Annotated in this window: 20 protein-coding genes; 7 read left to right on the top strand and 13 right to left on the bottom strand. The window is 41.0% G+C overall.

The genetic code is table 11. The annotated features are described in order from the left end of the window. Positions 1-270 precede the first annotated feature (270 nt). The 5 genes from ACTHRG_RS06780 (at position 271) to ACTHRG_RS06760 (ending at position 6,993) form a co-directional block, all read left to right on the top strand. A complete protein-coding gene (locus ACTHRG_RS06780; protein ID WP_076257545.1) occupies positions 271-903 on the top strand; it encodes a YigZ family protein in 633 nt (210 codons plus the stop codon). 97 nt (positions 904-1,000) lie between these two features. Beyond that, complete coding sequence (locus ACTHRG_RS06775; protein WP_076257546.1) at positions 1,001-2,029, top strand: LCP family protein; 1,029 nt, start codon at positions 1,001-1,003, stop codon at positions 2,027-2,029. Positions 2,030-2,187: 158 nt separating this feature from the next. Further along, complete coding sequence (locus ACTHRG_RS06770; protein WP_076257547.1) at positions 2,188-4,647, top strand: SH3 domain-containing protein; 2,460 nt, start codon at positions 2,188-2,190, stop codon at positions 4,645-4,647. Positions 4,648-4,780: 133 nt separating this feature from the next. Further along, positions 4,781-5,464, top strand: a complete 684-nt coding sequence (locus ACTHRG_RS06765; protein ID WP_076257548.1) for an SH3 domain-containing protein — start codon at positions 4,781-4,783, stop codon at positions 5,462-5,464. A 2-nt stretch (positions 5,465-5,466) separates the two neighbouring features. Continuing rightward, the gene (locus tag ACTHRG_RS06760; protein WP_076257549.1) at positions 5,467-6,993 is read left to right on the top strand and encodes a SpoIID/LytB domain-containing protein; all 1,527 of its coding nucleotides are present in this window, start codon (positions 5,467-5,469) and stop codon (positions 6,991-6,993) included. A 23-nt stretch (positions 6,994-7,016) separates the two neighbouring features. On the opposite strand, the gene ACTHRG_RS06755 is transcribed toward ACTHRG_RS06760, so the two are convergent. The 13 genes from ACTHRG_RS06755 to ACTHRG_RS06695 form a co-directional block, all read right to left on the bottom strand. Next, positions 7,017-8,261: a glycosyltransferase family 4 protein gene (locus ACTHRG_RS06755; protein ID WP_076257550.1), complete on the bottom strand. Its 1,245-nt coding sequence runs from the start codon at positions 8,259-8,261 to the stop codon at positions 7,017-7,019. A 13-nt stretch (positions 8,262-8,274) separates the two neighbouring features. After that, complete coding sequence (gene galU / locus ACTHRG_RS06750; RefSeq protein WP_076257551.1) at positions 8,275-9,138, bottom strand: UTP--glucose-1-phosphate uridylyltransferase GalU; 864 nt, start codon at positions 9,136-9,138, stop codon at positions 8,275-8,277. After that, positions 9,135-10,217, bottom strand: a complete 1,083-nt coding sequence (locus ACTHRG_RS06745) for a glycosyltransferase (protein ID WP_440230868.1) — start codon at positions 10,215-10,217, stop codon at positions 9,135-9,137. Before ACTHRG_RS06745 ends, galU begins: the two co-directional genes overlap by 4 nt. Continuing rightward, positions 10,214-11,326 (bottom strand): glycosyltransferase, encoded by a 1,113-nt coding sequence (locus tag ACTHRG_RS06740; RefSeq protein ID WP_076257553.1) that lies wholly within the window; start codon positions 11,324-11,326, stop codon positions 10,214-10,216. The genes ACTHRG_RS06745 and ACTHRG_RS06740 overlap by 4 nt, the downstream gene beginning before the upstream one ends. Positions 11,327-11,337: 11 nt before the next feature. Beyond that, positions 11,338-12,717 carry an oligosaccharide repeat unit polymerase gene (locus tag ACTHRG_RS06735; RefSeq protein ID WP_076257554.1) on the bottom strand — a complete coding sequence of 460 codons (1,380 nt, stop codon included), beginning with the start codon at positions 12,715-12,717 and terminating at the stop codon, positions 11,338-11,340. 12 nt (positions 12,718-12,729) lie between these two features. Continuing rightward, positions 12,730-13,788 carry a non-hydrolyzing UDP-N-acetylglucosamine 2-epimerase gene (gene wecB / locus ACTHRG_RS06730; RefSeq protein WP_076257555.1) on the bottom strand — a complete coding sequence of 353 codons (1,059 nt, stop codon included), beginning with the start codon at positions 13,786-13,788 and terminating at the stop codon, positions 12,730-12,732. 45 nt (positions 13,789-13,833) lie between these two features. After that, positions 13,834-15,273 (bottom strand): lipopolysaccharide biosynthesis protein, encoded by a 1,440-nt coding sequence (locus tag ACTHRG_RS06725; protein WP_076257556.1) that lies wholly within the window; start codon positions 15,271-15,273, stop codon positions 13,834-13,836. Next, positions 15,274-16,005, bottom strand: a complete 732-nt coding sequence (locus tag ACTHRG_RS06720; RefSeq protein ID WP_076257557.1) for an acyltransferase — start codon at positions 16,003-16,005, stop codon at positions 15,274-15,276. Positions 16,006-16,030: 25 nt separating this feature from the next. After that, positions 16,031-17,344 (bottom strand): nucleotide sugar dehydrogenase, encoded by a 1,314-nt coding sequence (locus ACTHRG_RS06715; protein WP_076257558.1) that lies wholly within the window; start codon positions 17,342-17,344, stop codon positions 16,031-16,033. Between the two features lie 13 nt (positions 17,345-17,357). Then, positions 17,358-18,371, bottom strand: a complete 1,014-nt coding sequence (locus ACTHRG_RS06710; RefSeq protein WP_076257559.1) for a Gfo/Idh/MocA family protein — start codon at positions 18,369-18,371, stop codon at positions 17,358-17,360. Continuing rightward, complete coding sequence (locus ACTHRG_RS06705; protein WP_076257560.1) at positions 18,364-19,101, bottom strand: hypothetical protein; 738 nt, start codon at positions 19,099-19,101, stop codon at positions 18,364-18,366. The genes ACTHRG_RS06710 and ACTHRG_RS06705 overlap by 8 nt, the downstream gene beginning before the upstream one ends. A 65-nt stretch (positions 19,102-19,166) precedes the next feature. Beyond that, a complete protein-coding gene (locus ACTHRG_RS06700; protein WP_076257561.1) occupies positions 19,167-20,279 on the bottom strand; it encodes a DegT/DnrJ/EryC1/StrS family aminotransferase in 1,113 nt (370 codons plus the stop codon). A gap of 269 nt (positions 20,280-20,548) precedes the next feature. Further along, positions 20,549-21,619: a glycosyltransferase family 4 protein gene (locus ACTHRG_RS06695; RefSeq protein ID WP_076257562.1), complete on the bottom strand. Its 1,071-nt coding sequence runs from the start codon at positions 21,617-21,619 to the stop codon at positions 20,549-20,551. A gap of 343 nt (positions 21,620-21,962) precedes the next feature. Between ACTHRG_RS06695 and secA2 the strand changes: the two genes are divergently transcribed. Together secA2 and ACTHRG_RS06685 are read left to right on the top strand one after the other, a co-directional pair. Next, positions 21,963-24,332, top strand: coding sequence for an accessory Sec system translocase SecA2 (gene secA2, locus ACTHRG_RS06690; RefSeq protein ID WP_076257563.1), 2,370 nt, complete (start codon positions 21,963-21,965; stop codon positions 24,330-24,332). Between the two features lie 20 nt (positions 24,333-24,352). Next, complete coding sequence (locus ACTHRG_RS06685) at positions 24,353-25,243, top strand: accessory Sec system S-layer assembly protein (RefSeq protein ID WP_440230866.1); 891 nt, start codon at positions 24,353-24,355, stop codon at positions 25,241-25,243. The last annotated feature ends 100 nt before the right edge of the window (positions 25,244-25,343 follow it).

Here is a 25,343-nt window from a genome sequence, read left to right as displayed (position 1 = left end):
TATGCCAAAAAGGCAAAAAATCGATAAAAAGACTCAATCTTGTTTTTCTCACCCGTGTCTTATATCCTATATATATGGATGGTAAACCTTTTTACTGAATTTTATACAGCAATTATTTCATAATAGAGTTCCCAATGAGAATATTTCCTATTATACCATCTCTAAAAGTTACCTATATTAAAGTTTCATTACAATCACTTGAAATCTAAATTTATCGATTATTGTCGTTTTATAATGGAACTTGTATTTCAATTGAAAGGAGCTGCAGAAATGCTGCCCCGTTATTTAACAGTCAAAGGTACAGGTGAACATGAGATCATTATTCAAAAATCACGGTTCATTGCTCATATAGCACGAACAGAAACTGAAACTGAAGCCCAAAATTTTATTCAGGATATTAAAAAGAAGCATTGGAACGCCACACATAATTGCTCAGCCTATTTAATTGGCGAAAATGATCAGATCCAAAAAGCAAATGATGATGGAGAGCCCAGCGGTACAGCAGGAGTTCCGATACTTGAAGTTTTGAAAAAAAAACAGCTTAAAGATACAGCTGTTGTCATAACCAGATACTTCGGCGGAATAAAATTAGGTGCAGGCGGCCTGATCCGGGCTTATGGGAAAGCAACCTCCGATGGCATTAGTGCGGTTGGGGTTGTTGAAAGAAAATTGATGCGCATCATGCATGCAAAAGCAGATTATACCTGGCTCGGAAAGCTTGAGAACGAGCTGCGGTCTTCCACTTTTACACTAAAGGAAATCCTTTATTTAGATCGCGTTGAACTACTGACATATGTGGAAGAAGGCCAAACAGAAAGTTTTTCCGAATGGATCACTGAATTGACCAATGGACAGGCTGAAATTTCGCAGGGTGAACAGCTATATTTAGAAGAGGAAAAATAATTTTCAACATTTATTTACGAAGGGATTTTAATTCGGTAAAATAAACTATTGCAAGAAACTTAATTCCTTTCCAAACCATTTATAAAGTAGGGATAAAATGTCTGTTTCGAGATCGAGAAAACGAAAGATTAGAAGAAAACGCTTTTGGCGTGTCATAATACTTGCCCTCTTTCTTACGATTATTGGAGGAGGAACATTCCTGGCATACGATCTAATATATAGTGCCAATAAAGCAACAAGTGAAATATATCAGGAACTGGACAGTGATAAAATTGCGAATCACCGGTCCGAAGAAGTGGAAATTTCAAAGGATCCTTTTAACATCCTGTTAGTGGGGATTGAAGATCAGGAAGGCGGAGAGAGATCTGATGTCCTGATGCTCGTCACCGTAAATCCTCAAACAGAAGAAGTAAAAATGCTGAGCATCCCGCGGGATACACGGACATACGTGCCTGAAGTCGGATATAATACAAAGATTACCCATTCATACAGCAATGGGGGCATAGAATCAACCATTACCACAGTAAATGAGCTTCTCGATGTTCCAATTGATTATTATATTACAACAAACTTTGATGGCTTTGAGGATATTGTCGATACGTTAGGCGGAATTGATGTCGATGTTCCATTCACCTTCAAAGCACAGCTGACCGACAGTTTAAAATGGAAGACTTATTACGAAGGAAATATGGAACTTAATGGAAATGAAGCATTAGCATATGTAAGAATGAGAAAGAAAGACCCTAAAGGCGATATGGGAAGAAATGAACGGCAGCAGCAAGTCATTAAAGCAATCGTCAATAAAGGGACTTCTTTCGGCACGATTACAAAAATCGATGACATCATGGAGGATTTAGGAGCAAATGTGAAAACAAACATCCCTCCTTCTAAATTCGCAAGTTTCGTCAAACTTTATTCAAAAATCAAGAATACAAACATCGAGAATTTAACCTTAAAGGGATATGATAAATATATCGATGATGTATATTATTACATTCCTGATAAAGATTCCATTTATGAACTAAGCTATGAACTTAATGATACCTTAGGCAACAGTACGGATAGTTATACAGCTGAGGATGAAACCTGGCAAACCGATGCCGATCAGCAGGAAGATGAATATTGATAAATGGCTGAAGAGTACACCCAATGTGTACTCTTCTTTTTTTACCATTATTTTCTACAGGTATTTTAGACTATTCTTGCTTTTAACGGGTTGGAAAATTTGACAATTTTCGCTAGAATAGGTAAAGAACTCAAAAATATGTCGATGGAGGGAAAATTATGAAAAAATTTTTGGCATCTTCGGTTCTTGCTACTGCTGCTTTGTTCCCTGTCCTCGTGAATGCGGAGGAGTTAGATCTTCCTGCTAATATGCTTGTAGGCCAAAAGGTTGAGATCAGGTCAGGTGCGACCACATCTTATCCGCTGGTTACATCCCTGTCAACCGGTAAAACAGTCACCGTCATCGATGAATTTACCAATTCATCAGGAGAACTTTGGTACCGGGTAGATTTGGGCACGAATAAAGGCTGGGGATTAGCATCCAGTTTTACAGAGCAGACCACAGGCAATTCCGGGATACAGGTCGGAAAGCAGGCTATCATAACCGGAGATAATGTCAACATCCGCAAAGGAGCTACTACTTCCTATGAAGCTATCGCAAAACTATCAAAAGGAACTTCAGTTAAAGTGATTGATAGTTTTAAGAATAGCAGCGGTGAACTTTGGTACCGGATTGAATCAGGTACTATAAAAGGATGGATTATAGAAGACTATCTGAAAGCAGATGCAGAGGTCAAACCGCCTGCGCCTGCAAAAGAAACCAAAACGGTTCAGATTGACAAAGCTCCTGTCCGCAAAGGGGCAACCGACTCTTATAGCATTGTTACATATGTAACTAAGAATCAAGCTGTGACGATTATTGATACGTTTAAAAATGCGAATGGCGAGGTTTGGTATCGTGCGGACTTAGGATCTGTTCAGGGCTGGATTAAGGAAAGTGCATTTAAGGCAGGATCTTTGCCGCCTGCACCCGAAACTCCGGATCTTCCTGCCATCGGAAGCTATGTCTATAGCCAGGTAAATTCATTAGATGTCCGAAGAGGAGCCACTTCCTCTTATCAATCCGTCGGAAAATTGTCACTAAATCAAAAGGTAAAAGTGCTCGACCACTTTGTTCCGTCAAGCGGTGAAGCATGGCTGCGAGTGCAAGTAAACGCAAGCCTTGCCGGCTGGATCCCTGCTGATAGTGCGAGTGCCAATCAGACTATTAATACAAAACTATATGTAAGTGTTGATGTCGCCAACATGCGAAGCGGCCCTTCCTTAAGTCACTCTGTTATCGGCCAGGCTTCCAAAGGCGATGAGCTGACCGCCTCTGAAACCGCTAAGGATTCAACAGGAGATTTGTGGTATAAGGTGAAAACATCCTCAGGCAATATTGCCTGGATACACGAATCTGTAGTCTCAAAACAGCCTTCTGTATCCATTGGCACAACCATGCTGGTAGGCACAATGAATGCTGCTTTATACGCTGGAGCTTCATATGATTATAAAATCAGTGAGAGACTTTCCTATAACAGCAAAGTATCCGTTCTTGGCGAATTCACCAACTCTCTTGGACAGCGCTGGATTCGAATAAAAAGTGCATCCGGAAAAACGGGATGGACTCCGGAATACGAACTAGTAACATCACAGAATGTATTTAAATATGTTTTTGCTAAAAAAGGTGCAGTCATCCGCAAAGGTGCAGGAACGAACTATGGAGTCAGCGCGTATCTTGCTGAAAACGAGTCTTTGAAAATTCTGCGCAAGCTGAATGGCTGGCTGAATGTTGAAAATGCGAAAGGAACGAGGGGGTGGGTTTTAGAAACTCAGACAACGACTGTATCTGCTAAGAGACTAAGCTCCCCTGCCTATTCCACAGTCAATGGAGAGAATTATTTAACATGGATTAAACCTGGCAACTTTGCAGTCTCTTATACTACTTTGTCTGCAAACCGATTAAAGATTACAGGTGCTATGACTGATGTGGAACTGCCAAAAGGAAGCATAAAAGGCATTAAGTCCATTGAAACTTTTGCATCCGGTTCACAAAAATCTGTCGTTCTTACGTTCGAACCAGGGTATTCATTTACTTTAAGAGATTACTCAAATAAGGTTTCAGTGAAGATTGTTCCATTAGGATTATTAGGAAAGAAAATTGTGGTGGATGCAGGGCATGGCGGACATGATGCAGGAGCTGTAGGACCTACTGGATTAAGAGAGAAAGATGTTAATCTCGGTACTGCACTTTTACTAAAATCAGAGCTTGAAAAATACGGGGCTACTGTAATCCTTACTAGAAGTACTGATGTTTTTCTTGAACTTGCAGAAAGAACTGCCATTGCGAACAACTCTACTGCAGACGCGTTTATCAGCATTCACGGTGATTCGTTCTCATCTTCTTCAAAAGGAACAACAACCTATTACAATTCTACTGTTAACTTTAATGGTCCGAGAAGTGAAACAATGGGAACTGCGATTCAGAAAAATATGATCTCATCTATGAATACTTATAATAGAGGAGTAAAAGAACAGAACTTCTATGTAAATAGAATGAACCAGCTTCCAAGTGTCCTGGTTGAACTTGCATTTATCTCAAATCCAAAAGAGGAAGCTCTTCTCAAAACGACAGCTTTCCGTCAAAAAGCTGCTGTTGGCATTACAAAAGGATTAGAGGAATATTTTAACAAATTTTAAATAAATAGATTCTATTTCCTTTAATTTCACAATCTGTTAATCTACTATATGTCAGAATTGGGTATATATTTTACTATGTACCCAATTTATTTTTGCATTAAACCTTTCTATAAAATTTACAGGGGGAAAATAAATGAGCCGTACGAAGAAATTGATCGCTGCAGGTGCCTTAACACTTGGAATTGGAGCAGGAGCAGTATTATTTACTCCGAATGCAATCAATGCTTCCAGCAATGTAGTGTTAGCAAGTGTCGATTGGGTTACATCACAATTAAATCCGATGAAAAGCAAGATTACAGAACTGGAATCAAAGCTAGCTTCCCAGCAGCAGGAGATAAATAATCTGAAAAGCCAAATTGGGAATCCAACCACTCCGCCAGCTGAGGGACAGCTTCCTTCTGCCGTTTATGTGACAAAAAGCTCAGTGAATATCCATTCCGGAGCTTCAACTGATTATAAAGTCGTGGCCACTAAAGCGATGGGATCAAGCTTAAAAGTAATTGATTCTTTTAAAGCATCAACCGGACTATGGTACCGAGTGGAATTATCGTCAACTTTAAAGGGCTGGGTGTTCTCAGGCAATGTATCGATAGATAAACCATCAACTGCAGCACCTTCTCAAGTTATCACAACCGGCGATGTTCACTTGCGTAAAGGTGCCACTACTTCGTATGGCGTCATTCAAACACTGCCAAAAGGAACGGTCTTAAAGTATATTTCGACTTTCGTAAACTCTAAGGGAGAAACCTGGTATAATGCCCAAACTTCTTCTGGAGTAAAAGGCTGGGTATTCGGCGGTCTTAGTGAGGTGAGATAGTTTTGAAAAAGATCATCTCACTCTTCAGCTTCCTTGTATTGCTCATTTGCTTGCCTGCCTTCACTCAGGCAGCCGAACCTAAACAATATAGTAACGAAGTAAATGTATCTGTTTATTTAAAATCAAGTTTAACCATTTCGTTAAATGGAACATATCAGCTTGTTAATAAAGATACTGGAGCCAAAATGGTTATTCCGCAAAGCACCATCTTAAACGTAAGCAAGGATACGTCCGGAGTCTCTGTCAGCTTTACTGGCTTCAATCAGAAATCCGCCAAAGGATTTGACCTGCAGGAACTAAGCGGTACCTCTAAGCTGGCAGTCTTTACGGCAGATACTCCATTAAGAAGGGGTGCAACCTCTTCATACGAAGTCATTAAGAGGTTTAAAGCCGGGGAAAGCGCCAATTACCTTGACACTTTTACAAATGCACAAGGACATGTCTGGTATAAAGTTTCTTCTGGAAGTTTATCAGGATGGGTTTTATCGACAACAGTGAGACTCTCAGAAGTAAGCTCGCTATCCACAGCCAAGGTAAGTAATGGGACAACCTATCGGGGCAGCTTCTTTTTAAAGCCGAATGGATCGCAAGTTGAGGTCATCAACTTTCTGGATATGGAAGATTACCTAAAAGGTGTTGTTCCAAGTGAGATGCCAGCTTCCTGGCCGAAAGAAGCTTTAAAGGCTCAAGCGATTGCAGCAAGAAGCTATGCTGCCAATACGATGATGCTTACAAGCACAGCTGCAAGCCAGGTTTACAAAGGCTATTCAGGGGAAGATTCCAGGGCCAATACCGCTATTCAGGAAACAGCCGGATTAGTGGCCAAATATAATGGAAAGCCTATCCAGACCTTTTTCTTCTCAACCAGCGGCGGCAGAACAGCCAATGTAGGTGACGTATGGAACTCCAACCAGTCTTATTATCCTTATCTCGTTTCGGTTGATGATCCATATGAGTCCTCCCCATACACCAGCTGGAGTGAAACATTTTCTTCCGCACAGCTGCTGAAAAACTTTGGTTTTTCAGATACATCTGCCGTCATTTATGATTTGACTCTATCGAAAACGGGAGCTAATGGAGAGGTTCGCGGGGTAACCATTAAAACATCTGCCGGCGATAAAACTGTAACAGGCAACGAGTCTGTCATCAGAAAGCTTTTCCCGCTTCCTAATTCAAATGTCTATAACCAGCTGTATTCAAACTGGTTTGATGCGGTGCTGAATGGCTCTGCATCCGGATTAAGCGTCCAAACCTCAAGCGGTACGGCAAACATCAGTGATATGAAGGGCCAGACTGTACAGACAGCAAACGGCCAAGTAACACTCTCTGACTCAAAAGTTTCCATTCAAACTGCAAGCGGCATCGTGACCAATGAAGGTTCAGGCATCACATCTGTTACATTAAACGGAAAAGGCTGGGGACACCGAATTGGCATGAGCCAATATGGAGCAAAGGGATTTGCCGAAAAAGGATGGAAAGCGGAACAGATTATTACCCACTATTTCAAAGGAACTACAGTTTCAAAATAGAACAAGCAAAAGAGCCAATTCACCTAGGAATTGGCTCTTTTTTCGTTATTCTGCTCTCCCAAATGGAAAAGGATATCGTCAACGATGCTTTTCCAGGAGTATTGATCAATGGCCAGCTTACGGCCACTTTCTCTCATGGTTTGATAATCCGCATCACTTACACTCATTAACTCTGAAATTGCGGCAGCAATGCCTTCCGGGTTTTCAGGCGGGGCAATCTTACCGCAATTATACTCTTCCAGAATGGCGGCACTCTCTCCATCTCCACAATAAAGAACAGGCACACCTGAAGAAATGGCAGGAAATATCTTAGAAGGCCTTGCACCTTTGAAAAGTTCGATATTCCTTAAAGAAACAATGCTGTAATCTGCTGCGGCAAACATATCCGGCATCGCAGAAACCGGTACAGAACCATAGAAGGTTACATTATCAAGCTGCAGTTCTTCTTTGATGCTCAGCAGCTTTTCCCGCTCCTGTCCATCGCCAACAAACAGAAAATGGGCATCCGGCTGCTTGTCCTTTAATAGAGCAGCGGCTCTCAGAACAGAATCAAGACCCTGGGCATAACCAAGATTTCCGGCATACATAAAAACTTTTTTGCCCTCAATACCTACTTCTCTCAACAGCTCAGTGTTTTTCGGCTGGGGAGCAAATGTATCTGTGTTGACCCCGTTAGGAAGAAGAAATACATCTTCCTCTTTCTTTCCTTTGCGGACCATGTAGTCTTTAATCCCTTCCGTGGCAGTCGCAATTTTCCAGGACTTCTTATAAAGAAACATTTCAAGGCGCTCAGCCAGGCGGATAAATGATTTATTCTTCAGGATCCCAAGCTCTACAGCTGATTCCGGCCAAATATCTGCAACATTGAATACAAACTTTGCCCTTTTCATTTTCGCTCCTAAATACCCTGTAATGCCAAGGAATAGCGGAGGAGAATTACAGATAATCACATCTGTCGGCTTTGATTTAAGAATCGAGTAAAAAGCGCTGAACGTAAAAGAAAAATAGGAAGCAAGCCTTTTCCAGAAACTTCCCTTTGGAGATGGATAAATCCATGAACGATGTACAGGAATTCCATCCCAGTTTTCAAACATATAGAAGCGTCCCTTATACTCCTCTGGAATGATGCCATGAGGATGATGCGGGAAAGCTGTGATGACTTCCACCTGATGCCCTCTGCTGATAAGCTCTTTACTTACTTCGTAAACACGAATCTGAGGAGCTCCAGTTTCAGGGGGAAAATGCTGACACAAGTAAATCACTCTCATTTTCCCATCTCCATTACTTAACATTTAGTTCTTTCAGATAGGCTGACAGCTTATCTTTTAGGTCAGGGCGCTTTAAAGCAAAATCAATTGATGCCTGCAGGAATCCGAATTTGTCTCCGACATCATAACGGTTTCCCTGAATGATATAAGAGTAAATTGATTCCTCATCAAGAAGGCTGTCAATTGCATCTGTCAGCTGAATTTCACCCTTTTTATCCGGCTGGACATCCTCGAGCATATCAAAAATAGCTGGTGTAAGGATATATCTGCCTACGATTGCCTGTGTTGATGGAGCTTCTTCAACTGCAGGCTTCTCAACCAGGCTCTGAACTTTAAAAAGGTCGCCGGTGTTTTCAGAATAATTTACAATACCGTACTTATATACCTCTGAGCGCGGTACTTCATTGCATCCCAGGATGCTGGACTGTACCTTTGTGTATTGATCGATCATTTGTTTAAGCGCTGGAACTTCACTGTCAACGATATCATCGCCTAACAGAACAGCAAAGGGCTCATTACCGATGAATTTCTTTGCACAAAGAACGGCATGCCCAAGGCCAAGCGGCTCTTTCTGTCTTACATAATGGATATCAACCAGGTTTGAAATGTTCTCCACAACCTCAAGCATCTCATGTTTGCCCGTTCTCTCCAAAAGCATTTCCAATTCAACAGATTTATCAAAATGATCTTCAATCGCTCTTTTGCTTCTGCCAGTTACAATAATGATATCTTCAATGCCAGACTCAACTGCTTCTTCAATGATATATTGAATGGTCGGCTTATCGACGATTGGCAGCATTTCCTTAGGCTGTGCCTTAGTAGCAGGCAAAAATCTGGTTCCAAGCCCGGCTGCCGGTATTACTGCTTTTTTAATCATGATTTCATCCCCTTATTCAAGGTTTGCTCATATAAATCGAGCATGCCATTTGCGTTATCCGTCCAGTTGTAATTAGTTTTTACATGTTCAATGCCGGCGAGTCCCATTTCTATGCTTTTTTCTTTGTTGTCGGCTAAGTGCAGCATCGCTTTTGCAAGCTCTTCCGGGTTCTCTTTCGGCACAACAAAACCGGTCTTCCCTTCAAGCACCACTTCAGGAAGTCCGCCGACGTTCGACACAACTGCCGGCACACCGCAGGCCATTGATTCCACAGCTGCTACACCGAAACTCTCGCTGTCTTCAGTAGAAGGAACTCCAAATACGTCCATTTTATTAATGTATTCCGGGACTTTATCATTTGGCACCCGTCCGGTAAACTCGGTCACATGATCAATTCCCAGGTCTTTTGTCAGCTGCTCATACTCTGCCCGCTGCGGTCCATCCCCGACGATGAGAAGCTCAGAATTGGTCTTTTCTTTATAAATCCTGGCAAAGGCTTTAATTAAATCACCAATGCCATATTTATCTGAGAGTGCCTTAACAGTCCCAAACGTAACTTTTCCCTCAGTCTTAAATTCAGGCATTGGTCTGAACTTGTTCATATCCACGCCAAAAGGTGTAACATACACTTTTTTATCTGTATACTTGTTTGTTTCTTTAGCCATGATATGACTTGTTGAACAAATAACGTCTGCTTTAGAAAGGGTATATTCAACAATTTTCCTGTTCAAGCCGCCCTGCTGGGGAAATTGAAAAATATCTCTTCCCCAAACGGACACATAAAAAGGTTTGTAATTGGCTAATGCACCGACAAATCCATAGCTTGATACATAATGCGCATGAAGAATGTCAGGCTGAAAGCTCTTAAGTACCTTTTTCAAAGCGAAAACACTCGAAATATACGACAATTTCCCGGGTAATAGCTTAGGAAGGGTGATGGTGTCGATTTCCTTGGCATTTTCTGCTGAAAAGTGGTCAGAGAATGTAACAACCTTAACATCAATGCCCTTATTTTTATAAAATAAAGCCCATTTATGGGTGTGTATCGATCTGCTTGGAGCAAGTATTAGTACTTTCATAGTTCCTCCTTTAACAAGGCACTCTTTACCTTCTTGACTCTTGCAAGCCAGGAATGCTTATCGGCAAAAGTCTGCTTGATGTTGTGACGGTATATTTGTGTATGACCCGCCATTTCTTCAATTGCTCTAGCCATATCATCTGCCTGGTCTGCACAGATTAACCCGTAGCCATCCGTTTCAATAATATCTCTTTGTGCCTCACAATACGTGGCAATGACAGGCAGCTCATTGGATAGATACTCCACAAGCTTTACAGGCACAGAGAAATCATTATATGTGCTTCTATATCGCGGGATAAAGGCAAAATCCATTTCACGGTATAATTCGTTTAATGCTTCCCCGCTCAAATGCTTAACCGTCACATTCAGCTTTTCAAGACGGTTTCTTCTTTCAGAAGGAAGGCTGGCCAACTCCTCTTCGCGGCAGACAACAGTCAAATCACAGACTCTACGGTCTTTGTTAGCCAGCTCTAAAGCGTCCAGCAGCAAAAATAAACCATAATCTTCGTTGTTTATCCCGCCAACATATAATCCCTGAGCAGCCACACTGTCTTTTTCTTTTTTGATGATGTTCTTTGCTTTACCGCCGGGAGGCAGAGCTATTTTCCTCTTATTAATATCAACATACTCGCCCATTGCATCGCTTGGAAGGAAAATAACATCGCAATACTTCTCGTAAAAGCTTTCTTCCATCCGATAAACAGTTTTCATGATTGTCTTTTTTGGACCTCTTAAAGGATAAAGCTCATCAAATTTCCAATAAACATCCCGATAAAATACACCGACAGGCACATTTTTCTGTTTTAAAAATTTCATGACCTTCAGGTCGATAAATGGTTTTTTGGGAACATGCCCTTTATCTGTAAGCCAAAAGGGAATCGTCTGGTTCTCCATATAGCAGAACCAAATATCATCAAGCTTCCCTTCACTTTTCCAACTGTTAAAAAGCTCCTCCCTTGCGGCTGAAGAACCTGACAGCAGAAGAACTTCTGCATCATTTTCCTTCCCCCAGTTCAAGAAAGCCTGATGGATTTCTTTTGGCCTGAGTTTGGATCCGCTATTCGCATTTTCAGCTATTTCAAAAGGATAATAAAGCAATACTTTTTTCATGGAATTTCTCCTTAAACTTCATTTCCAGACCTTTTCTTCAGCCGTAAAGCAGTCAAGTAAATACGAAGTCTGATAAATATTAAGATCCCCACAAACAAACCTGTCATCAGCATCCAGATTGGATTGAATAAAAAGTCTGCAAACCCTCCAACCAGGGTTCTTGGAATATTAATGGTAAAGAAAATAAACAAACATAAAAATACCGGATTTTTAGGGAGCCTAATCAATACGATATATAAAATCTGCACTAATGCAGCTATATAAATTGTGCTGACAATGACACCCAGGTACCCAAAGTTCGCATATGCTTCAGCAATAAAAAGAGTGTTCAGCACCCCTGCTGTACCTGCTTCTACCTTTTCCGGGAACACCGTTTCCATTACAACCCTGGCGGAACGGACCTGATCCATATCAAATAAATCCGTAATGATTGGCAGGCTTTTCCCATTTAAAAACGGCAGTAAACTACCATATAAATCAAAATGCAGGAAAGTCGGCGCAATTTGAGCAAAAATCAATCTGCCAACAGGACCGGAATTATAGGACAAATAAGAACCAATATCCGTCACACCCTGAATCACGATATACATGGAAACAAGAGCAGCAGCACCCAGCATCCCCCATAAAACCAAACGTCTTACAGTAAATCGGATCACACCGATATACAGGCTCAGCAGCAGGAACATAATCAAATAGAAAAACACTGGCGATTTAGCCAAATCGTAGATATTAATTAAAATAGCACCTGCAAACAGAGACAGATACAGCAGTTTCCATTTCACCTGTCCAGTCCTGACAGCATAGACGTACGCAATCAGGGACAGAAGCGGGGTCAATGCAATCGCGAAAATGTTACGTATCAATACATTACCGCCGAATTCTCTTTGAGCCATGATCCTTAGTTCTCCAGGTGAATACTCACTGTTCCCTAAAGCAACTTCGAGAATAGGAATGACAGGGGCTTTCCAAAGCGTATATAGAATGGACAGCATTGAAATGCCAGACAGCATGAGAAAGATAAGAAAGAATTCATTCTTCTCTTTAAAAGGCAATGAAATATCCTTAGCAAGATACGAATTAAATTCCTCTTTGGCATCAAAATTGCTCAGCTTTGAGATTAACATCATGATTAACGGAAACAGAAACATCACCAGACAAATCATATAAAAACCTATTTGCCTGCTTTCTTCAAATCTTAGCCGATTAATCATATAGTAATCATCCACTCCCATTCCAATCAGCAAAGTCCCGATAAAGCTGGAAATGAGAAATGAATAATAAAATATGATTGAAATCATATTTGGCTTTAAAAGGGAGAGGCTTCCGCCAGCCTGTTTGAAAAGGTAAATGGAAGCCGTTAAAACAATACACCAAATTAAAAGATAGAGCATAGCTTAGCCGCCTTATCTGTTATCGATTAGAGATACAATTTTCTCCGCTGCTTTTCCATCCCCGAAAACTTCCTTATAAGATGGATTTACTTCTTTGTTTACAGCATCCAATAGCTGTTTTACGTCTGTACCAACAAGAATGTTTGCATCTTCTTCAAGCGTTTCAACCCACTCTGTCTGTTCGCGTACTGTTACGCAAGGAACTTTCATGAAGTACGCTTCTTTTTGGACTCCGCCAGAATCCGTAATGATTTTCTTCGCATTTGCTTCCAATGTCAGCATGTCCAAATAACCTACTGGATCAATAACTTTCAGGTTAGGAACATCGCTTAAGCTCAGGCCGTACCCTTCAAGCTTATGCTTGGTACGCGGATGAATGGGCCATACTTTTACATCTTCAATTTTTGAGAATGCTTCCAGGATATTTTTCATATTCCCGATATCGTCCGTATTTTCAGCTCTGTGGATTGTGATGAGATGGAAGCCTTTTTCAGTTAAATCATTCTCGCTCAGAATAGATGATTTCTCAGCTGCCAGCCCTTTATTGTACAGAACTGCATCATACATAACATCCCCAATATTGAAGACATTGTGTGTGATGTTTTCGTTTTTCAGATTCTCCACTGCTGTATCAGTCGGGCAGAACAGGAACTCTGAGACATGGTCAGTCATAATGCGGTTAATTTCTTCCGGCATTTTCTTATTGAAGCTTCGTAATCCCGCTTCAATATGTATGACCGGAATATGCAGCTTGGAAGCAACTAAAGACCCTGCCAATGTGGAATTCGTATCCCCATAGACCAATAGGTAATCAGGTTTTTCTTCCAGTACAATTTCCTCTATTTTCGCAAGCATCTCGCCAGTCTGCTTGCCATGGTTCCCGGATCCTACATTCAAATGATAGTCAGGCTTTGGAATGTTCAATTCTTCAAAAAAGATATCAGACATATTTGCATCATAATGCTGTCCTGTATGAACAATTAACTCCTGGTGATTTTCACGCAAAACCCGTGAAAGAGGAGCGGCTTTGATAAATTGAGGCCTGGCGCCTAATACTGTTAGAATTTTCATTATTCATCCTCCTGTGGAGTTCTCTTCTATTTAGCATTTCCAATTCTATTCATTCAATGATTTTTCAGTTTGAAATGATTTTCTTCTGAAATCTTTATCAACCCGGCTGATTCCAATGATTAGAAGCATATAAAGCCAGGCTAAAGCGATAAATAAGTAGTTAAGCTCATGTTCCTGAACATAAATAATACTGATAACAGCAGCAGTCATATTTACAAATAAAAATGCCATTTTCCCAAATGACACCGGTACATAATATGCTTGCTGGCTTTTTCTGAATATGAATACAATGGCAGTCATATAAGCAATCAAATAAGCCGCTACGGCACCCCAGATGGAGAACACCGGAATTAGCGTAATGTTTAAGACTGTATTAATCACAGCCACAATGCCAAACGTTATGGAGATAACCCCGGTTTTCTTTGTGAAAAATAAACCGGCAGAAATAATCAGGTAATAAAAATTCAGGAACGTCGCTGCCGATATCAATGCCACGTATTGATAGGCATTGTAATAGTCTTTGCCAAGAATACCAATAATGAAAGGCATGACCGTTGCAATAGCCATGATTCCAAAAATCCCCATTAGCAGAAGTCCCATATAAATTTTTGAAAAGAGCAAAGGGCTATTTTCTTTATCTTTGATGGACATGGAATAAGGACGCCAAGCCATTTGTACTCCGCTTGTCAGCAAAGTGATGACGGTAGCAAGCTTGGTGGCAGCTCCATATATCCCTACTTCTTCTGTGGAATGAAAAGCCTGCAGAAAGAAAACACTTGCATTGGCAATTACCCAAAAGGCAAGGGAAGCCGGAACAAGCGGGGCTGCATACTTAACCAATTCCTTCAGCGATGGAAAGGAAATCTTGGGTTTTAAATATTTTATGCTGGTTGAAAGCAGAAGCAGAAAGATAATGGCACTGCTCGCTATTCTTCCAAGCAGGATTCCTTCTGGTGTCTGAACAAAATATTTTAGGAAAAGGTAAGATAATATCGCAACCAGCAGCATTTTCCCTACTGTGAAAATGACGACTTTTTTGGTTTTAAAGTCAAAGCGGAGCACCATCAGCACTACAACTAGAATGGTATCCAGAAAAAGTACCCCAATACTGATATATAAGAGCCTTACATACCCTGAATCGCCAAAAAGGAGCTCAGAAATATAAGGGCCAGCTGCAAGTACAATGAGTCCCAGCAAAGCTACAATAAAGATCCTGAAATACATGACGTTACGGACATGCTCCAGCTTTTTGCCTTCATCCTTTGTTTCAAAATAGTAGAAAGACAATGCAGAATCAGTGCCGAAAATAATCAAAAACGTCAGCATGGCTGTCCATTTATCTATGATATCAAGCACTCCATATTCCGCTGGAGGTAGATAGTTTGTATAAATAGGCAGCATGATAAAAGCGATTAACTTGGTTCCGACATTCATAAATGCGTAAAGGAGCGAATCCGCTCCTAAACGCTTAAATTGGGCGAGCACCTATAACAGCTCCCGCTCGTCAACATCCTTGACGTACTTAGCGGGTACACCCTTTACTAATGTTTTCGCCCCGGTATTTTTTGTAACAAGAGCACCAGCAGCTACAAATGTTTCTTCTTCAATTGTAATGCCTGGCAGGATAATGGACGCACCGCCAACGCGGGCACCTTTTTTAACGATTGCACCCTTGATTTTATCAAAGCGCTCTTCCGTTCTGCCCATGAAGTTATCATTTGTAGTTGTTACACATGGCGCAATGAATACTTGCTCTTCCAATGTCGTATAAGCAGTAATATAAGAATTGGACTGAATCTTTGTGCGGTCGCCAATGGTCACGTAGTTTTCTACTGTAACACCGCGTCCAACAATGACATAGTTTCCGATTTCCACGTTTTCTCTTACACTCGCAAGATCAGCAATCAAAGTGGAAGAGCCGATTTTAGCACCGCGATAGATGACACAATTCGCACCAATCGTCACATCCTCTCCCACTTCAAGCGCAGGAATAGAGTCAGATAATTTAACAGTGCTCGTCTTGGCCGGTTTTGGCGGTTTCCCCACAACAGCACCATCCGCAATGGTTGTATTGTCGCCAATAACAGTGCCTTCATGAATGGTAACGCGATTTCCAATGACAACGTTTTTGCCAAGTTTTACGTCTTTTTCTATAACGGAATAGTACCCAACTTTTACAGATGAATCGGTTTGTACTGTAGGATCAATAAAATTCATAAGAATCTCCCTTTACCTTTAGAAATTATAGTTTAACGTACTTGTTTGGCTTTTCAACATCTTTCATTGCATTACGTGTATCGAAGATGACTTTGCTTTCGTCAGCAATCATCTTATAGTCAAAGTCTGAGTGGTCTGTTGTAACAAGAACAAGATCCGAATCATTAAGCAGCTGCTTTGAAAGCTCAACCGTTTCCACTTTTGCACCGCATGATTTGAATGAAGCTACATAAGGGTCAACCACCGTATAGTCAGCTCCATGCTGTTCTAACAGTTCAACAATTTTAAGGACTGGAGATTCACGGACATCATCAATGTCCTTTTTGTATGCCACACCAAGAATGGTTATTTTAGCTCCGCGAAGGGCTTTGCCGTCTTCATTCAGGATTTGCATAGCACGGTTGATTACGTACTCAGGCATACTGTTATTGATTTCTCCGGAAAGCTCAATCAGTCTTGTGTGATAATTGTACTCACGCGCTTTCCATGTTAAGTAGAATGGATCGATTGGGATACAGTGTCCGCCAAGGCCAGGTCCAGGATAGAAGGCCATGAAACCATATGGTTTTGTTTTGGCAGCATCAATTACTTCCCATACATCAATGCCCATTTTTTCACATAGGATCGCCATTTCGTTGGCAAGAGCAATATTGATATGTCTGAACGTATTTTCAAAAATCTTTTCCATTTCCGCAATAGCTGGAGAAGAAACTTCGAACACATCTCCTTCAAGTACATTGCGATAAAGTGCAGAAGCTACTTTTGTACAGTTTTCAGTAATACCGCCAACTACTTTAGGCGTATTTTTAGTTTTGAATTGCTTATTGCCCGGGTCCACACGTTCTGGAGAGTAAGCAATGAATACTGATTCTCCTACTGTAAGGCCTTTGCTTTCAAGAGCAGGCTTTACAATTTCCTCAGTTGTTCCAGGGTATGTTGTTGATTCTAATACAACCAGCATTCCTTCATGCGCATACTTGGCAATTTCGTTAGAAGAGCTTTCAACATATGAAGTATCCGGCTGCTGGTAAATATCAAGCGGTGTTGGCACACAAATCGCCACTGCATCAACTTCCTGAATTTTAGCGTAGTCTGTTGTTGCTTCCAATCTGCCGTCCTTAATCATATCGGCAAGATCCTGATCCACAACATCTCCAATATAGTTAATCCCCATATTAACTTGCTCTACACGGGCAGCCTGTACATCAAAGCCAATTACTTTATATCCCGCTTTTGCTTTTTCTACAGCAAGCGGAAGGCCCACATAGCCCAATCCTACTACACCAATAACTGCTTCTTTATTCTCGATTTTATTTATTAATGTCTGATATGCACTCATCTTGCATTCTCCTTTACTTTATAACGACTTTTTTCCCAGTTTCTGCTGATTCTAAAATTGACAGTATCAATTTTACAGGAGCTAAACCGTCTTCTCCAGTTACAATTGGGTTACGGTTTTCTTTCAATGCAAGTACCATGTCTTCAATAATGCATTGATGGCCTGGCTTGCCGAATGGATCTGCTTTAATTTCATCTTTAATTTTCTCGGCTTCTTCTTCCTCTACACCCTCGATATCCCATGTTTCAATGTAGTTTGCATTTCTGCCGGAGATTTTAACCGAAGCAGTCTCACCGAAAATCGCAAGCGATTCTTCCAGATTTTTCGGATAGATGGTAGTCGCTGCTTCAATTACGCCCAGTGCCCCGCTCTTGAACTGAACAACTGCTGCTGCAACATCCTCAGTTTCGATTTTACGGAGGCGTGTCGCTGCCATCGCCTGAACAGACTCTACAGGTCCCATCAGCCATAGCATAAGATCAAGATCATGGATAGCCTGGTTCATAAGAACGCCGCCATCAAATTCTTTCGTGCCTCTCCATGCTGCCTGATCATAATATGCCTGATTGCGATTCCAGCGCACAGTCGCATTCGCATGGCTCAGCTTTCCGAATGAACCTTTATCCATTTCAGCCTTCAGCTTTTGAATAGCCGGACGGAACCGGTTAGGATGGACAACAGCAAGCTTTACGCCATTTTCACTGGCATATTGAATCATATCTTCAGCATCCTGAAGCTTTAATGACATCGGTTTTTCAACAATAATATGTCTTTTATGATCTGCAACAATCTTCGTTAGTGCTGCATGAAGTCCGGAAGGAACACAGATATTCACTACATGGATATCCGGATTTTCTTCCAGCATTGTATTTAGATCGGTATATTTCTTTACATTAGGATTGTCAATCTCAAGTCTTGCCGGGTTGTTATCGCAGATTGCATACAGGTTTGCATTTTCCGCCTTCTCAATTGCCTCGATATGCTTATTTGCGATATGTCCCATACCTACAATAGCAAAATTAATCATTGTAGTATCTCCTGCCTTCACTTAGATATTTCAGTAATGCCAATAATGCGACGGTTAGTACAAGTCCCAGGATTAGGCCGATGGCTGCGCCTTCTTTTAGGTAGTTTTTGCTTGGGGTTACAGTTTCAGTTAAAACTCTCGGCTTCTCCTTTTGGTAAAAAAGCAAATCACTACTCATGCGGTTGAGAGTGGCGGCCGCATCAGTAAGCTCTTTCTCAGTTTCAATAATTAAAGCCGTTACATCCTCATATTGGTCGGGATCTAAACCTTTCTCAAGTTCCTGTTTATAACTTTCAATTGCTTTTTCAAGAACTGAAACTCGTTTATTTAGTGATTGGACATAAACATCTGACGTTTGAAATCTTTCATCGAAATGTTTTACCAGCATTCCCCTGTATGTCTCGGTTATTTTGTCGAGCCTGTTTGCAATATCCTTTTTATTGTCTCCTTTTAAGACGAATTTCACCTGCTTAGAAGTTACAACTATCTCTAGATTTTTTTCATCCTCAAATGTTGCTTCAATATTATTTTGGCGTGTCAAATCCGGTGAAGTAATAGAACCTGTATAAACCAGTGCCTGCCCCGTATATGGCATATCCTTCTTCAAAAAATAAACCGCTCCACCAATCAGCAGCATCGTGATAATCGGAACAATTAAAAAATAATGCTTTCGTTTCCAGAAGTACATAAGGTATTCATATAGTACAAATCGTTTCTTTTCTTCTCTCATTCCAACACCAGCCCTTTGTAAGCATGTAAAGAAACGCCCCCAGTCCGGCGGCGTTTCCTGGATTTTTATTTACCGTAAAATTCTGCAATTTTCTCTACGACATACTCCTGCTGCTCTCTTTTCAGCTCAGGGAACATTGGCAGAGAAAGGGCTTCTTTAGCCGCTTTTTCAGTTATAGGAAGATCTCCTTCTTTGTAGCCCAGCTCCTGGAATACTGGCTGAACATGCAATGGAAGCGGGTAGTAAATCATTGTTGAAACCCCTTGCTCCTGAAGGTACTTCTGAAGCTCATCACGATTTTCCACTCGCAGTGTGTACTGGTGGAAAACATGATAATTCCCTTCTTTTTCAACAGGTGTTACAACATGGTCACCCACTTTTTCCTTTAGAAGGCTAGTGTATGTGTCCGCGTTCTTTCTGCGCATTTCGCTCCATGTATCCAGGTGAGGGAATTTCACGTTTAATACAGCAGCCTGAAGCTCATCCAGGCGGCTGTTATAGCCCAATACATGGTGATAATATTTCGGCTTGCTTCCATGCACACGGATGACACGGCATTTTTCTGCTACGTCATCATTATCCGTAACAATCATGCCTCCATCTCCGTATGCTCCAAGGTTTTTCGTTGGGAAGAAGCTGTAAGTAGCAGCTGTGCCAAGCTCCCCTACACTTTTTCCGTTATGCTTTGATCCAATTGCCTGTGCAGCATCTTCAACAATCGCAAGGTTATGCTTTTCAGCAATTTTCGCAATGCTTTCCATATCAGCCATTTGGCCGTACAAATGTACAGGTATGATCGCTTTCGTTTTCTCTGTAATCGCCGCCTCGATTTTGGACGGATCAATATTAAATGTTACTGGGTCAATATCCACATAAACAGGCGTAGCACCAGCACGGGCGATTGCTCCGCCGGTAGCAAAGAATGTAAATGCAGTTGTGATTACTTCATCTCCAGGGCCGACTTCTAAAGCCTGAAGCGCAATATGTATGGCGTCGCTTCCGTTACCGCAGCCAATGCCATGATTAACATTACTATATTTCGCAACATCTGCTTCTAATTTTTTTACATTGTCCCCAAGGATAAATCTTGAAGAACTCATAACCTCATCAAGAACTTCCAATACTTCAGATTTTAATCCCTGGTACTGTTCACTGAGGTCAAGCATAGGTACTTTCATTAAGAATACCTCCAAAAATAAATAAAATTAAAATTCACAAGTTAGTTTACCACAACTTCTAATAATATAATGATCAAAATATGACAAAAAAAGTATAAGATATTACCTTTTTCGACATAAATTCCACATAAAGAAGAACAGTGATTTTTCACCTTTTAAATTCTTGCATATTTTTTTGAAAAAGGGAAATAATAAGCGATAAAATTTCTTAAAAAAACCGTTTGCACCATAAAATGCTACAAACGGTTTTAATTTTTATAAAATTATCGTTACTTACCATATGAACGGTTGCCCGTCAGCTTTTTAAACAGAGTTAGCACCGGCTTATACTGAACATGGACAATGCCAATGATTTCAGCAAATACTTCTGTAACTACAAGCAGGCCGAAGATGATAAAGACAGATCCCCATAAAGTGGACTCTGACAGGATAACAGCACTAATACTGAACATAATCCCAAAGGCATATATCGCTAATACGGTATTCCTGTGGGAAAATCCAAGCGCAAGAAGTCTATGGTGCAAATGCGATTTATCAGGTGCCGAAATCGGCTTTTTATTGACAATCCGCCTGATAATGGCAAATGTCGTATCAAAGACCGGCACACCCAATATAATAATCGGTACAAGAAAACTGAACAGGGTTACACTTTTATATAGCCCCAGCAGAGAAAGAATGGAGATTGAATACCCAAGGAACAGAGCACCTGTATCTCCCATGAATATTTTCGCCGGGTGGAAATTGTAAAATAAAAACCCGATAATACTTCCCAGCAAAATAACTGAAATCATTAAAATCAGCATTTTGCCATTTAATCCAGCCATGATGGCAATAGTTGCAATTCCAATAGCTGAAATTCCGGCTGAAAGACCATCCAGGCCATCAATCAGATTGATTGCATTGGTAATCGCCACAATCCAGAACACTGTAATAGGATAGCTCCACATTCCAAGCTCAAAGTTTCCTATATAAGGGATCGAAAGCAAATCGATTGTTAGACCGCTGGCAACAATTAAACCGGCCACAACTAATTGTCCGGCGAATTTCACCTTTGCGGATAATTCATATTTGTCATCCAGAATCCCGATTGCAACAATCAAAAGAGCACCAACGCTAATGGCTGTGACCTTCTGGTCGTATAACCCGCCCGCAAAATAACCGGCGACGACTCCGATGAAAATCGCAAGACCACCCAATCGGGGCATCACATTTTTATGAACCTTTCTGTGGTTCGGTTTATCAATCGCACCGATTTTTATGGCGAACTTTATGACAAGCGGCGTAATGACTAAGACAGTTACAAGAGATACTAGAAAAGCTATAGCAGCTTGAATATACATTCATCATCACCTTTTGCAGAGGTTAGTTTTATTGTTAGCTTAATCATGAATATCGTAACACATATCTTTAAATACGCAATGTTTTTTTAATTGGAAGGTATATTTCATACCTTTAAAGGAAAGAATATTAATTTGATTCGCATTCCCTCTATTCCCGATTTGCCAGTTATTACTCCACCTTCCTTTCCACATAATAAACAGACGTGTCTATTTACAGGAAAGTTACAAAGACTGTCCTATTATTCTACAATTATACTAGAAATTTCTTCCACTTCAACAAAAATATGCCCAATATGATATAATTCGACTAGGTCAATTTTTACTGGAAATAGAGGCGAAAAGTATGCTAACAAAGGTTAAAATGATGCTCAGTGACTCCACCCGCGAAATTAAAAGGCTGTCAAAATTATCCGATGCTGTAAACAGTAGGGAAAAAGAGATCCAAAAGCTATCCGACGGTGAACTAAGGCAAAAGACTGCCATGTTCATGGAAGATATTAAGCAGGGCAAATCACTTGAAGACATAAAGATAGAAGCATTCAGTGTTGTCAGAGAGGCAGCAATACGTGTATTGGGACTTAGGCATTATGATGTTCAGCTGATTGGCGGTTTTGTCCTTCATGAAGGAAGCATTGCCGAAATGCAGACAGGAGAAGGGAAAACACTGGTGTCCACTCTTCCAAGCTACCTTCATGCTCTGGAAGGCAAAGGAGTTCATATTATTACTGCCAATGAATACCTGGCAAAACGTGATTTTGAGCAAATGGGAAGGGTACATGAATTCCTCGGACTCAAAGTCGGTTTGAACATCTCGCAAATGTCTCCTGAAGAAAAGAAAGAAGCCTACTCTGCTCACATTACATATGGAACCGGAAATGAATTTGGCTTTGATTATCTCAGAGATAATATGGTTTATGACATCAATCAAAAAGTGCAAAGAAAGCTTCATTATGCCATCGTCGATGAAATCGACAGCATCTTAATTGATGAAGCCCGCACTCCGCTGATCATCGCCAATAAATCCAGTCTTGGAGCTGAATTATTCTATATTACTGCCGACCTGATGAAGTCATTCAAGGCCGACGCAGAATATGAATTTTACCCAGAAACCAAGCAGATTTATCTAAAAGATGAAGGCGCTTATAAGATTGAAGCAGCTTTTGGCATTGATAATTTATATGATGCCGAGCATCAGGATCTCCTTCATAATGTTATGCAGTCTTTACGGGCATATGTGGTAATGAAGAAGGATGTTGATTATATCGTAAAAGACGGAAAGATTATCCTGATAGATAAATTCACTGGAAGAATAATGGAAGGCAGAACCTTCAGTGAAGGCCTTCACCAGGCACTGGAAGCTAAGGAAGGCCTTGAGGTTACGGAAGAGAATGAAACACAGGCGACCATTACCATTCAAAATTATTTTCGGATGTACGGAAGCCTTGCCGGAATGACCGGGAGCGCAACCCCTTCCAAACAGGAATTTTTGGAAACGTATAATTTAAAAGTGGTAACCATTCCTACAAATAAACCAATACAGCGTTCAGACGAAGATGATTTAATCTTTAAAGATTACCAATCCAAGATTAATAGAATCATAAAAGAAGTTAAAACTCTTCATGAATTAGGCAGACCTATTTTAATAGGAACAACTTCGATTGAGCAGTCCGAAAAACTGTCTGATCAGCTTAAAAAACATAGCATTAAGCATCATATCCTAAATGCCAAGACTGAAGAAGATGAAGCGCGCATCATTTCACTTGCAGGTCAAAAAGGCCAGGTTATGATCGCGACCAACATGGCCGGCCGGGGCACGGATATTCTGCTTGGCGAAGGCGTCAAAGAATTGGGCGGACTTCATATTATCGGAACAGAGCGCCACGAAAGCATGAGGATCGATATGCAGCTGCGGGGACGGTCCGGAAGACAGGGTGACCCGGGCTCTTCCCAGTTCATTGTTTCATTAGAGGACGATCTTTTTATCAACTATGATCCAGATGAAATGGAAAAATATCTGAAAAAGATTAAAACGAATGAAGCGGGACTTATTCTATCTCCTGACCCAAATAAATTCGTGCGCCGCGTCCAGGAAACGGTTGAACACTCACATCATTCATCAAGAAGCCATCTGCTGAAACTGGATGATGTAATCGACCGCCAAAGCAAAGTCATCTATTCAATGAGAGACAGGCTATTAAAGGCTGAGGCAAGTGAGACATTCCCTGAAGTAACAAGCTATATCAAAAAATATCTATTGCAGATCATTGATAAATACTGTACTGAAGACATCGCGAGCGGAGAATGGAATCTAAATGGCCTTTTAGAAGAGCTTAGCTTTGTATTTATTCAGTTTAATATCAGCCTGTATGATCTTCAGGACAAAGAAAAAGAAGAGATAACTGATTTAGTCATGAAGGAATATGCAGAGCTTGAGAATCAGATTCTTTCCCTTCAGGAAGAGGAAGAGCTGGGAAATCAGCTGCAGAGATTTATGCTTCAGCTGATTGACGCGAACTGGATTCAGCACCTGGAAGTCATGACGATCATTAAAGATGGCATCCACCTGCGAGGCTATGGACAGGAAGACCCTTACCGCCTTCTTGAAAACGAGGCACTAGCCGAATTCAATCGACTGATGTTCGAAATTGAATCAGGGATCAGCCTCCGATTTATCGAATATCTAAAAAGTCAATTCCAGGCTTCAGAAGAGTAACTCGAGGGGGAACTTATAGAATGGCTTTATTTAAAAGAAAAGCAAAAAAAGAGAAAACACCTGAACAGGATCAGCAGCAAGAACTGCAGCAGAACGAAATTAATGCTGATCAGGATGATCTTGTAAAAACAACATTATCATTTCATCCTGACTGGGAGCTAACCAGCCAGGAGAAATATGTATATCAATTCAAACACCAGCAGCTTCCTCTGCTTAAGCCAAACCAAATTGCCATAAACGGCATTAAGCTCATTAATTTTGATGAAGGATTTGTGGTTGTCGCCATTCTGAGGAATACACTGCCTAAAGCTATTCGTTTCGAGGCAGTAGACCTTCTTTTATTGGACGAAAATGGCCAGGCCATTGCGAAAAAGCAATTTGAGCTTGATGGCATGGATGAGCTTCCACCTATGACATCACGCCCATGGCGCTTCCTCTTCTCATCAGAAGATAAGCTTGTTGATAAGATCCCTGAAGAAGGCTGGAAGATCGCTTTTGAATTGAAAAAATCAGCGGCTGTCCATCAGCTGGATCTTGAAGAAAGCTGGGAAAATCAGATTTCCCCTTCCCAAAAAGAACATCTGGAGAAAATGGTTTCTTCCTTGCCTGCTCTATCCCCTGGCGAAGTAAACTTCATGGGAATAGAAGCCAAGCATGGAAGCGAGGGAAACCTGGCTGTTACGGTCCTAATTCGAAATGGCAGCGAAAAAAATATCCAGCTGGAACAAATCCCTCTCATCGTAGAAGACGCTGCGGGAGATATCATCTGCCAGGGCGGCTTCAAGCTTGAGAAATTTGAAGTAAAAGCCAACACAAGCAAGCCTTGGACTTTTATCTTTCCAAAAGAGCTTGTTCAAAAACAGCAGCCGGATTTATCCAAGTGGAAAGTTTACCCGCCTCAGAAAAAATAAGAATAAAGTCCCCGTTCCGGAAGTGATATGCTCCCCTTTAGGTAGACAGATTAAAAAATAAAAATCTGGCTGCTTATGGGGGAGTATTTATTATGTCTAA

Origin of the sequence: Cytobacillus sp. SAFR-174 (assembly GCF_051964675.1) — a bacterium.
Classification (GTDB): domain Bacteria; phylum Bacillota; class Bacilli; order Bacillales; family Cytobacillaceae; genus Cytobacillus.
The sequence above is the reverse complement of the archived record's forward strand: the minus strand, read 5'-3'. Positions and strand labels throughout refer to the sequence as shown.

What these genes read in the sequence shown, in the direction of transcription:
- ACTHRG_RS06780 (WP_076257545.1), top strand. Translation starts at nt 271, where the DNA reads ATGCTGCCCCGTTATTTAACAGTCAAAGGTACAGGTGAACATGAGATC.
- ACTHRG_RS06775 (WP_076257546.1), top strand. Translation starts at nt 1,001, where the DNA reads ATGTCTGTTTCGAGATCGAGAAAACGAAAGATTAGAAGAAAACGCTTT.
- ACTHRG_RS06770 (WP_076257547.1), top strand. Translation starts at nt 2,188, where the DNA reads ATGAAAAAATTTTTGGCATCTTCGGTTCTTGCTACTGCTGCTTTGTTC.
- ACTHRG_RS06765 (WP_076257548.1), top strand. Translation starts at nt 4,781, where the DNA reads ATGAGCCGTACGAAGAAATTGATCGCTGCAGGTGCCTTAACACTTGGA.
- ACTHRG_RS06755 (WP_076257550.1), bottom strand. Translation starts at nt 8,261, where the DNA reads ATGAGAGTGATTTACTTGTGTCAGCATTTTCCCCCTGAAACTGGAGCT.
- galU (WP_076257551.1), bottom strand. Translation starts at nt 9,138, where the DNA reads ATGATTAAAAAAGCAGTAATACCGGCAGCCGGGCTTGGAACCAGATTT.
- ACTHRG_RS06745 (WP_440230868.1), bottom strand. Translation starts at nt 10,217, where the DNA reads ATGAAAGTACTAATACTTGCTCCAAGCAGATCGATACACACCCATAAA.
- ACTHRG_RS06740 (WP_076257553.1), bottom strand. Translation starts at nt 11,326, where the DNA reads ATGAAAAAAGTATTGCTTTATTATCCTTTTGAAATAGCTGAAAATGCG.
- ACTHRG_RS06735 (WP_076257554.1), bottom strand. Translation starts at nt 12,717, where the DNA reads ATGCTCTATCTTTTAATTTGGTGTATTGTTTTAACGGCTTCCATTTAC.
- wecB (WP_076257555.1), bottom strand. Translation starts at nt 13,788, where the DNA reads ATGAAAATTCTAACAGTATTAGGCGCCAGGCCTCAATTTATCAAAGCC.
- ACTHRG_RS06720 (WP_076257557.1), bottom strand. Translation starts at nt 16,005, where the DNA reads ATGAATTTTATTGATCCTACAGTACAAACCGATTCATCTGTAAAAGTT.
- ACTHRG_RS06715 (WP_076257558.1), bottom strand. Translation starts at nt 17,344, where the DNA reads ATGAGTGCATATCAGACATTAATAAATAAAATCGAGAATAAAGAAGCA.
- ACTHRG_RS06710 (WP_076257559.1), bottom strand. Translation starts at nt 18,371, where the DNA reads ATGATTAATTTTGCTATTGTAGGTATGGGACATATCGCAAATAAGCAT.
- ACTHRG_RS06705 (WP_076257560.1), bottom strand. Translation starts at nt 19,101, where the DNA reads ATGAGAGAAGAAAAGAAACGATTTGTACTATATGAATACCTTATGTAC.
- ACTHRG_RS06700 (WP_076257561.1), bottom strand. Translation starts at nt 20,279, where the DNA reads ATGAAAGTACCTATGCTTGACCTCAGTGAACAGTACCAGGGATTAAAA.
- ACTHRG_RS06695 (WP_076257562.1), bottom strand. Translation starts at nt 21,619, where the DNA reads ATGTATATTCAAGCTGCTATAGCTTTTCTAGTATCTCTTGTAACTGTC.
- secA2 (WP_076257563.1), top strand. Translation starts at nt 21,963, where the DNA reads ATGCTAACAAAGGTTAAAATGATGCTCAGTGACTCCACCCGCGAAATT.
- ACTHRG_RS06685 (WP_440230866.1), top strand. Translation starts at nt 24,353, where the DNA reads ATGGCTTTATTTAAAAGAAAAGCAAAAAAAGAGAAAACACCTGAACAG.